This is a genomic window from Zavarzinia aquatilis (assembly GCF_003173035.1).
GTDB lineage: Bacteria > Pseudomonadota > Alphaproteobacteria > Zavarziniales > Zavarziniaceae > Zavarzinia > Zavarzinia aquatilis.
On the sequence record NZ_QGLE01000019.1, the window covers coordinates 1 to 11169 of the forward strand.

The following is an 11169-nucleotide window of genomic DNA, read 5'->3' on the forward strand; positions in this document are numbered from 1 at the left end:
CCTTGTTCACCGTCAAGCTGCCCGCCACGTAGCTGATGGCGTAGTTGCCCGAGCTCAGGCCCCCGGCCGTGATCGTGTAGCTCCCGGCATTCACCGCGCCCTGTGCCGCACCGCCGTAGCTCAACGTCCCGCCCAGGTCACCCGCGTCCTCACCCGCCACGAAGCCGGCATAGGTCACGCCGGCGCCGCCCGCGAAGGCCACGCCGTCATACGTCTTCGTCGCGTCGGCAGCGGTTACCGTCAGCGCCCGCTTGATCACCGTCAGGTCAGCGCCGACGTAGGTCAGGGCATAATTGCCCGAAGCCGCCAGCGTGCCCTGACTGATGGCGTAAGCTCCGGCCGACGACGCGCCCGTCGCCGAAGTCGAGAGCGCCCCCGACAGAGCGTCACCATTCACCAGGCTGCCGGCCGTCACAGCATAGGTCAGCGCCGGGTTGGCGTCGCCATAGGTGCGGGATTTCGCGTCGGCGGTGACGGTGATCGGACGGGCGGTGACGGTGCCGATCGAGCCGGAGAGGGTCGGCGCGATCGTGTAGTTGGCGGCGCTGGCGCCGGAAAGACTGAGGCCCGAGACATTGACGGTCTTGCCGGTGCCGACACCGGCGGTGGTCAATTCACCGGAAAGATCGGGGACGACGGCGACCGCGTCGCCGCTGACGATGCCGCCCAATTGATAGTTCGCGGCGGTCAGGGCAAGGCTGGTGGTGCCGTCATAGACCTTGGAAGCCGTGCCGGTCAGCGCTGCGCTGAGGGCCTTGGCCGTGATGGTGCCGATCGGCGCCTGAAGGGTTGTGGCGCTCAGGCGGTAATTTCCCGCCGCCGCCCCGGCGAGAGCGAGACCGGAGACGGTGACGGTCCGCCCGGTGCCGACATTCACCGAGTCGTAACTCCCGGTCAGCGCCGGCTGCAGGGTGACCACGTCGGAAAACAGCGGTGCGCTCAAGGTGTAGTTGGCGGCCGTCAGCGTGGCCACGGTGGTGCCGTCATAGGTCTTGCCGACGGTTCCGGTCAGACCTGCGGTCAACACGGCCTTGTCGATGGTGAGATCGCCGGCCTGATAGACAATCGTATAGCCCGCCGAGGACAGCAACCCGCTGCCCGCGAGCACATCGCTGTAAACACCGGCATTGGCGGCGATCGCCGTCGTATCCGTTACATGTATCGAGCCGCTGTAGGCGGCTGCGCTATCGCCGTTCACCAGGCCGCTGATGGTGGCGGCCGACCCGCCGCTGAAGGCCGCACCGTAGGTCCGGCTGCCGTCGGCGATGGCAACCGTCAGGGTTGCCGCGCGCTTCCAGATGATTTTCGATGCCGCGCCGGAAACCATGCCTGGCGCCAGTGTGGAGGTCGTTGCGTTGTAGATATTCCGGTCGGCCCCGCCAAGCCCCCCCAGGGACGAGGTCTCCCAATCATCGGCGTAGATCAGATAGCGTGCGGCACCCGTCAGTGAAACGGCGCCCGTGCCGGCGTTGTTGATCAACTTCGGCACCATCAACACCACGGCGGTGCCCGAGGTCGTGGCCGCGCCCAGGGTCGCGCCATTGTTGATGGTGAGGGTACCGCCACCTGACAACAAGCCCAGCGATATGGTGCCGTTGCCCGCCGAATAGACCGAGCGATCCAAGGTAAAGGCACTGCTGGTGGCGGCTAAGGAGACAAAAGTGTAGGGCAGCCCGGCAAGATCGCCACCGGCCGTCGAGAAGAGATAGTTTCCGGTCGGACCGGAGCCGGCGGCCGCATCAATTCCAGCGATAACGCTGGAGAGATTGCTCAGCGCCGTGCGCACGGTCAGCGTGTTGCTGGACAGGAGAAAGGACAGACCATGACCGGCCGTGGAGCCGGCAACCGCGGCGAAATCGACAATGCCGGTCGAACGCGCCACGGATGAGGTCAGGCCAGAGGCATCGAACAGCCGTCCGTCCCAGGCCGCGATGGCCATGCCCCCCGCCGCCAATGGGTCGATGGCCGCATAGAAATTGCCCTGACTGCCGGCAATCGCCTGGCCGACGATGCGCCCGCCAACGGTGAAGGACACCCCGCTTCCGGCAAATGCCGAGGTGCCGCTAAAGACGCTGGGCCCGGTGGGGAAGCGCCAGTTCAGAAAGGGATAGGCCGTGCCGGCGATTGTACCCCACACTTCGGTGGAAAAGCCGGCCGGCAGACCGGCCTGCAACTGACTGACCGTGCGGACAGTGGAGCCGTTCAATGTCCCGCTGCCGGCCGAACCGGGTGTGCCGGCAACACTGCTGACCCAGTAAAGGTTGTTGACCGTGCCCGAGGATGCCAAGCCCACCAGACCGCCACTGAACGAGCCGATGATGTAATTCGCGGCATAACTGGTATTGATCTGGCCGCCATTCAGGCGCCCCGCCAGGCCGCCGGCATAATTCGACCCGACCGCAACGGCGCCGAGAGCATAGCTGTCGGTGATCGTCGCCCCGAGGTTCACGATCCCGGCAAGGCCGCCGGCATAATTGGCCGCCCTCACCGTGCCGGTGAAATAGGATTGGCTGATGGCCGCCTGGCCCTGCTGAACGCCGACGAGCCCGCCGGCCAGATTGCCGCCGGCTGTAATGTTACCCGTTGCATAGGACCGGCTGAGCGAGCCCGCGTTGGTCATCTCGCCCAGCAGGCCGCCAGCCGCCTCCCCGGTGACGGCGACCGTCGCCGAGCTGGAAAGACCGGAAAACACGCCCGATAGCGATCCGCCGATGCCGCCGGCATAATTGCCGGCGCTGACAGAGCCGCTGACGCTCACCCCCGAAATCGTCGAGCCCGTCACCCCCGTCCCGCCGGCCAGGGCGCCGTAAAAGAAACCCGCCCCCGAAATCGCGACATTGCCGAGCGTGAGATCCCGGATCGTGGCGCCGGAAATCTGGCCGAAGAGGCCGATGTTGTTGGCCGAACCGCCGTTGATCGCCAATCCGTCGATGGTGTGACCGGCCCCGTCGAAGCTGCCGGAGAACGCATTGATGCCGGATTTCACCGGCATGAAGCCGCTGTCCGCCCTCCAGACATCGGAAGCATTGGCCAGGGCGGCGCCGAGATCGAGATCCTGACGAAGGCTGTAATCGGCATCGAGATCCATCGCCATCAACTGCAATTGATGGGCGGTGCGGATCGAGGTCGAAAATTCGCTGCGCAGGATCGGACGGAGACGGCCGACCGCGCTGCCGGCGGCATCCGGGTCCATGTACCAGCCGGCACCGAGGTCGAAGCCGGCATAGGTATTGGCGGTGAAGGCGGCGGCCTCGGTGGCGATCGCGGTGCCGAGGGGGCTGGCCGCCTGCCCGGTCGTCGTGACATCCCAATAGCTGCTGGCGGCCGTCACGGCGCCATTCGCCCCGACCAGCCCGCCGACGCCGCTCGCCGTTCCGGTCACCCGGCCGCTGGCATAGGTCTGGGCCAGACTGCCGCTGACCGCATTGCCGATCAGGCCGCCGGTCGACGTGTGGCCGGTGACCGCACCCGTGGCATAGGCGCGGGTGACGCTGGCCCCGTCCATCCGCCCGATCAGACCGCCGGTCTCCAAGATGCCGGTGACGTCGACACCGGCGTATATGTCGCTGACCGTAATGGTACTTGTGCCGCCGATCACCCCGCCGGTGGCGGAGGAGGTTCCCGTTACCGCGCCTTCGGCCGAGACCCGTTGCAGGGTGCCACCGATCCCGTCGCCCAACACGAGGCCGGTGAAATCCCCGCCCCTTGCCTTGCCTGTCACCAGAATATCGCTGACGAGGCCAGCATTCATCTGGCCGATCAGGCCGCCGGTCGAATCCGCCCCCGTGACATCGACATCGAGAAGCACGAGATTGGCGATACGGCTGCCCGCACCGCCGACCGAACCGAACAGGCCGACCCCGATAGCCGAGGGACGATCGATGAACAAGCCATCGATGACATGGCCCTGACCGTCGAACGTGCCGGTGAAACGGCTGGCCAGGCTGCCGATGGGCGAAAAGCCCGCGGCCGTATTCCAGATGTCGCCCGGATCGGCCAGCACAGTGGCCAGATCGATGTCATTGGCCAGCGTATAGTTGGCCGTCAGATTGGTGGCCATCAGTTGCAACTGATGGGCATTCTGGATGGTCGTCGAATGTTCGCTGCGCAGGATCGGGCGGGTGCTGCCCTCGGCGATAAACCAGGTGTTGGCGAAATCGAAGCCGCCATAGGTGGCGGCGGTAAAGGCATTGGCCGTGGCAAAGCCCGTACCGCCCCCGATGCCGGCGGTCTGCCCTGTGGTGCCGATGTCCCAATAGGCATTGGTTACCGTTGGCGCAACATCGGTAAGGCCGACGAGACCACCGATCATCCCACCCGGCTGAGTGGAACGGACGGCACCACTGGCATAGACATTGGTGAGGGACAGAAGGCTGCCATAGCCGACAAGGCCACCGACCGCGTAACCCCCGGCCGAAATGCTGCCGGTGGCATAGCTGTCGATGACCGTCAGCAATTGCGCAGCCCCTGCAATGCCGCCGACCGTCCCCCCCGTCGCCGATATGTCGACGCCGCTATAGACCCGGGTGACGGTCAGCCCCCCCGTGCCTGCGCTGCCGATCACCCCCCCGGCGATACTCTCCAACTGGGCCGCCATCGCGGTCACCGAGCCGGTCAGGGACGAATCGGACAGCGCCACCGGGCCCGACGTATTCCAACCGAAGGCACCACCGAGACTATGACCGCCCGTAACATCGACGATCGCGCTGATCCTGGAGAAACTGCCGCTGGCCCGGCCGACCAGGCCGCCCAGGCCAGAGGAGGTGGCGCCCCCGACCACCCTGGCGACAACGCGAAGGTCATCGACGGTCGCAAATTGCAGCACCCCGGCAATCCCGCCGCTTTCGGAGGCACCGGAGACAACAACATCAAGCGCGCTGTCGCTGATGGAGAGCGAAGCGAAAGTGCCAGTATCGGCAGTGCCAACAAGACCGCCGGCCGCGCTTGTGGTAACGCTGATGGTGCCCGTCAGATCAATATCGGAAATGTTGACCTGCTGGTTCGGCGCCACAAAATAGCCGACGATGCCGCCGGCCGCGTTGTTTGCCGTCACGGTTACATCGGCGGTCACGCCGGTGATCGAGAGATTGCCGCCGGAGACAATGCCAATCAGGCCGCCGGCACCACCGCCGGCGGCCGATACCTTGCCGCTCAGGGCGATCCCGGTGAAGCCATGGGTCGAGGTCGAATTGCCGGAGACCCGACCGGCCAGGCCGCCGACGTTCTGATTGCCGGTGACATCGAAATTGGTCAGGGCGAGATTGGCAATCGTACCGCTATCGGTGGCGAAGCTGCCGACCTGGCCGAAAAGCCCGACATTGTCGAGACTGCCGCGCTTGATATAGAGCCCGTCGATGGCGTGGCCGGCGCCGTCCAGGTCGCCGAAGAAGGGGGTCGCACCGGTGCCGACGGGTTTGAAGCCCGTCGCGATATTCCAGACATCGGACGCATTGGCACGGGTAGCACCAAGGTCGATATCGCGGGTGAGCGTGTAGGACGCGGTCAGGTCCAGCGCCATCAACTGGACCTGATGGGCGCTCTGGATCGTGGTCGAATATTCGCTGCGCAGAATGGGACGTGTGTCGCCCTCGGCGAAATACCAGGTATTGGTGAAATCGAAGCCGCTGTAGGTCGCGGCCTTGAAGGCATCCGCCGTGGCGAACCCGGCGCCGAGATTGCCGGCGCTGGTCGCCTGCCCGGTGGTGCCCGCGTCCCAATAACCGTTGGTAACGCTCAATGTGCCGCTGCTGACCCCGATCAAGCCGCCGGTGGCGAGCGCGGTCCCGGTCGCCCGGATCGCGCCGCTGGCATAGACCCTTTCGAGGGAAAGGCTGCCGACGTTGTTCCCGATCAGGCTGCCCAGCGGCCGGGTCCCGCCCGAGTTCATTGCGGTACTGACAGTGAGCGATCCCGTACTGTAACTGTCGCGGATACCGACAGTCGCGAGCGTATCGACATAGCCGATCAGGCCGCCCCAAGCGCTCATCGTGGCATTCGCCACCTCGACACCGGCATAGGCCCGGGTGATGGTCAGCGATGTTCCCGCCGACGACGCGCCAGCATAGCCGAGCAGGCCCCCGACAAGGGACCCGGCGCCGGCAATCGTCCCCGAGACGGCAACATCGTCGATCGTGGCCGTGCCGGCGGACATGCTGTAACGCCCGACCAGCCCGCCGACGTTGCCCACCGTGCCGGTCAGCACCGCGGCAGCGTCGATCCCGGCCAGGGAAACAGTATCGGCCTGGCCGATCACCCCGCCGACGAAGGAATTCCCGGACACGCGGGCATCGACCCGGGCATTACTGATCGATGCACTGTTGGCCGTGCCGAACAAGCCGCCGGCACCGCCATTGCTGATCGTCACATCCGCAGTGACCACGACATCATTGACGACAGCCGGCGTAACGGAGGTCCCGTTGACCCTGCCACCGATCCCGCCGGCCGAATTGACACCGGTAACGGCTGCCTTCACGGCCAGGTTGTCAATGGTCATCAAGGCGGAAGTGATGCGGGTGAAATCGCCGAACGCGCCGCCGGCGAAATCGCCGGTCGCGCTCACAGTCAGGTCGAGGGTGCTGTCCAGGATGCCGACATTGACATTGTTCGATCCGCCGAACAGACCGCCCACCCGGTTGGCGCCCGAAACCACGCCCTGAACGGTGAGCGTGTCGAAGGTCGCGGTGGTCACCGCCGTCGGCAATTGCCCGACAAGACCGCCGACATAATCCTTGCCGGTTACGCGGATGCCGGTCAGGGACAGATTGCTGAAACTGCCGCCCTGGGCCACACCGAACAGGCCCACATTATCGGCTGAAGGACGATTGATGTAGAGGCCGGCAATCGTATGGCCCCCACCGTCCAACCGGCCGGTGAAGGGGGTGGCCACAGACCCGACCGGGGAGAAGCCGGTGGCCGTGTTCCAGACTTCGGCGGCCCTGGACAGCGCCGCGCCGAGGTCGATGTCATTCGCAAGCCGATAGGCGGCACCGAGATTCAGCGCCGTCAGTTGCAGTTGGTGCGCATTGCGGATCGTGGTCGAATATTCGCTGCGCAGGATCGGCCGGGTGCTTCCCTCGGCGATATACCAGGTATTGGTGAAATCAAAGCCGGCATAGCTGGCTGCGGCATAGGACATGGCAGCGATATTTGTCGCATCGATGGTTGCGGCCGAGGTCAGTTCGCCATAGGCGACGGCAACGCCGGTCGTCGTTGCGTCCCAATAGGTGTCGGTCAGAAAAATTGTTGGATTGATACCCGTACCCCGCGTGATCGCGCCGACGAGACCACCAACCCTATTGGGGCCCGTTACCGCACCCGTCGCATAGGAATTGGTGATCGAAAGGGTGAAATTGTTGATTGTCTGCCCGGCAAGACCGCCAGCCGTGCCCAAGGCTGCCGTGACCGCCCCCGTGGCATAGCTGTCGTCGATGGATCCTTTAAAGATATCGCCGACCAGGCCTCCGACAGCGTATCGACCGGTGACCGCACCCCCGGCGTGGGCACGCGCGATGAGACCGGCGTTCCGCCCGACAAGCCCCCCGACAGTGGAACTATTGCCTGCCGAAACGGTGACAGATGCCCAGGAATCGGTTAGCGATACAGAGCTTGTCCCAACCAGACCGCCAACATAATCGCCGCTGGCCACTGTCACGCTGCCGGTGGCGAATACACCGGTTACGGTGCCTTCGCTCATACCGACCAGCGCACCGGTCGAGGAGCCGCCCGTGATATTGGCGTGGGTCAGGCCCAGATCACGGATCGTGCCGTTCGAGACGCTGATCATCCCCGTGTAGGTGACCGCCCGATTGATGAAAAGCCCGTCGACCACATGGCCCTGGCCGTCCAGCGTACCGGTGAAGCGATTGGTATAGCCGCCCACTGGCGCGAAACCCGCCCCGGCATTCCAGGTCCGGGTCGCCGAGGCATCAATATCGCGCGACAAGGCATAGCTGCCGGCGAGATTGTCCCCCATCGCCTGCAGGTCGGTGAGCGTGTTGACCAGCATCCAGGCGGTCAGCGCGCCGCCGCTGGCACTGAAGGTCAGGGGATTGTCGTATCGCTTGCCGTTGCTGTCCGTATCGGCCGGGTTGTAATAGATATTGTAGAGACTGCCGGCCGACAGCGTGGGTGTGACCCCGACCGTAACCGTGCCCGTGCCGGCCCCGGTCTTGTCCGCCCGGAGCGTGAGGTCGCCGCCGCCGCTGGCGGTGAGGGCGGCGTTGACCGTGATATTGCGGTGGGCGGCGAGTTCGAGGGTGGCGCCGGTGGTCCAGGTGACGGGGGCGCTGACCGTGATGTCGCCAGCACCGCCGCCGCTGGCCGCGGTTTCGATCAGGACATTGGTCCCGGCGTTGAGGCTGGTCTGGATCGTCGTCGCGGCAGCGCCGTTCAGCGTGTAATCGGTCGGGTCCAGCAGCCAGTGGCCATCGGCCCCGGCATCAATGGCGGCGCCGTCGAGCAGCACGTCCAGGCCCGAGGTTTCGATGAAGCCACCGCCCGCCCCCCCGGCCGTGAGCAGCCCCGAGACCGACGCCCGCGCATCGCCCCAGACGACGATGGCGCCGCCCCGTCCGCTGCCGCCGGTCGCGGAGACCGTGGCGCCGGCCGCCACTTCCGTTCGGTTCGCGGTCGGCACCGGCTTCGGCACCAGCTTTTCCGCCGCGACCGCGCCGCCGCGCCGGTCGCCACCGATCAGCACGGTGCCGCCCGTCGTGCCGCCGTCGGCCTTGACCTGCGCGCCGGCGGCGACAGTGACCGCATGGCCCGTCACGATGACCGTGCCGCCGGCCCCGGTCGGCGAGGAGGCATCGACCGTGCCGGTGACGGCCACGCCGCCCCGGCCGCCGTCGAGCACGATTTCGCCGCCGTCGCGGCTGATCGACGTGGCCCTGGTCACGCCGCCGACATTGATGACGCTGGAAACGACATCCGCCGCCGCATCGGCGGAGATCACCACCGTGCTGCCCTCGACCACGCCCGCCTGCTCGAGCTTGCGGCCCGCGCCGGTAGCCGCCAGTTCGACCAGCCCGTCACCCGCCAGGTCCAGCGTGAAGGTTTCGCCCGCCGCAAGGTTCACCTTGCCGGCGACGGCCTTGATCGTACCGGTGTTGAGCACCCGGGGCCCGACCAATGCGGCGATCCCCGCCCCTTCGACCGTGATCGTGCCTTCATTGGCGACCTCGGCCCCGGCATTGCCGCCGGGCGTGAATGTCAGGTTGGCGTCGCCCGCCATGAATTTCCCGGCGTCGATCCGCGCGGTGGAGGCGACCACGCCGGCCGCGTCGATCCGGCCGTTCGGGGCGATCAGCACGCCATTCGGGTTCAGGATCACCACCTTGCCGTTGGCCGAAACCTTGCCGTCGATCAGGCTGGCGCCGCCTTCCGTGACACGGTTCACCGTGATGGCGCCCGCATCCGGCTGGTTGAAGCGGACCGTCGCCTCGGACCCGACATCGAAACCGCGCCAGTCGATCACCGCGCGGTTGCTGGACTGGTCGACCACCACCCGGCCGGCGGCGGGATTGGCGATGGTGGCGGCACCGCCGACGACGGTGCCGCCGGTCGGCACCGCCAGTCCGTCCTGGGCCTGCGCGGCCCCGGCACCGGCCCCCCCCGCGAGTGCGAGCATCAGCAGGCGGACGGGAACCAGCGCCGTGGTCCCGGTCAGGGCTTCGCGCCGACCGTCGCCAGTGTCTCCCATGTCCCTGTGCCAGATTCCCATGACGCTCCCCCGGCCCCGGCAACAGGGCATCCCGAGGGATCAGGATCGACGCAGGCGGAATTGTCGCAATCGCCAGTCGACGAAGCGGGCTATTTCGTCGACGAAACGGGAATGGCGGCACCTGCGATTGCAGACGCCGGCCGGCACTTGCAGGATGGGGCGATTCACGTCGCCACCCGGAGCCCGCGGTCAATTGTCTGCCCCACCGGCCTCGTCCCCTGCCCCCTTGCCACCAACGTCTTCGCCCAGCACGCCGACAGGCAGGGCAGAGCAGAGCGACCATTTCTGGTCGCTGTTCCCCTTCGCCGCCGCGCTGGTCTATGGCTTCGGGCAGTTGGTGCGCTATCCGACGATGGAGAACAAGACGGCCGTCGTCCTCTTCTCCATTGTCTACGACACGGTGATCCTGCTCACCATGTTGCTCAACCGCCGGTTGATCCAGCGGCGAGGCATCGTGACCATGGGCATATCGGCCTGGCTGTTCCTCGTGCCGCTCTCGTTGGTGTCAGCGGCTTTCCTGGTCAGCTATACGATCGTGGTGGAACGCCTGCATATTTTCGGGGACGAACCGCTCAGGATCCTGTTGCAGCATCGGGTCTCCTATACTTTCTTCGTGTCGCTGGCGTTCAATTCCCTGGTTCTGTGGCTGCATGTCCGGTGGAAGGAAAACCAGCGCGTACTGGCCGCGGAACGGGAAGCCGCCCGGGCCGAAATCCGCCGCCTGCGCCAGCAGCTCGACCCGCATTTCATCTTCAACGGCCTCAACATGATCGCGGTCGACATCCAGGACCAGCCGGCCCAGGCCCTCGCCATGCTGCACGAGATGGCCAACTACCTGCGCCAGTCGCTCGACACGGCCGATGTCCCGGTCAATCTCGTGCAGGCGGAAATGGCGGCGCTGAAACCCTATCTCGAAGTCCAGGCCGGGCGTTTCGAGCCGCGCCTGAAATATGCCCTTTCCATCGACCCGGCCATCCACGACCAATTCATGCCGACCTTCCTGATACAACCTTTGGTCGAGAATGCGGTAAAGCACGGCGAGCCGGGTACCGATGGCATCGTGCAGATCGACGTGCGTTTCGGCGGTCGGCAAGGCGCCCTGGTGGTCACGGTCGCCAACACCGGCCGCCTGACGCGTGAGCCGCGGGACGCGGCGAAGCCCGGCACCCGCACCGGCCTCGCCAATCTGCGCAAGCGGCTCGACCTGCATTACCCCGGACGTCACCGTTTCGAGATCGCAGAGGACGGGCGCATGGTTCGCGCCACCGTCCATCTGACCGGGGCGCCGGAAGTGGTCGCGGCCTGACCGGCAATGCGGGGGATGACCCGGTGGGGCGGGCCATCCCCCTCGTGCATCCGCTGCCTGTGGGCAAGGGACTGGTCACGTTCGGCATGCGCGTCCGCCGATCGCGTTTGGGCTGGCGACGGCGGCGTTGCAAGGCCTAGCG

General features: G+C 66.2%; 2 protein-coding genes. One reads left to right on the forward strand and one right to left on the reverse strand.

The annotated features are described in order from the left end of the window. A partial coding sequence (locus DKG74_RS20275; protein ID WP_165837787.1) for an MBG domain-containing protein occupies positions 1-9700 on the reverse strand: 9700 nt, incomplete at its 3' end. Positions 9701-9914: 214 nt separating this feature from the next. Here DKG74_RS20275 and DKG74_RS20280 point away from each other — a divergent pair. Beyond that, positions 9915-11027 (forward strand): sensor histidine kinase, encoded by a 1113-nt coding sequence (locus DKG74_RS20280; protein ID WP_165837788.1) that lies wholly within the window; start codon positions 9915-9917, stop codon positions 11025-11027. Positions 11028-11169: the final 142 nt, after the last annotated feature.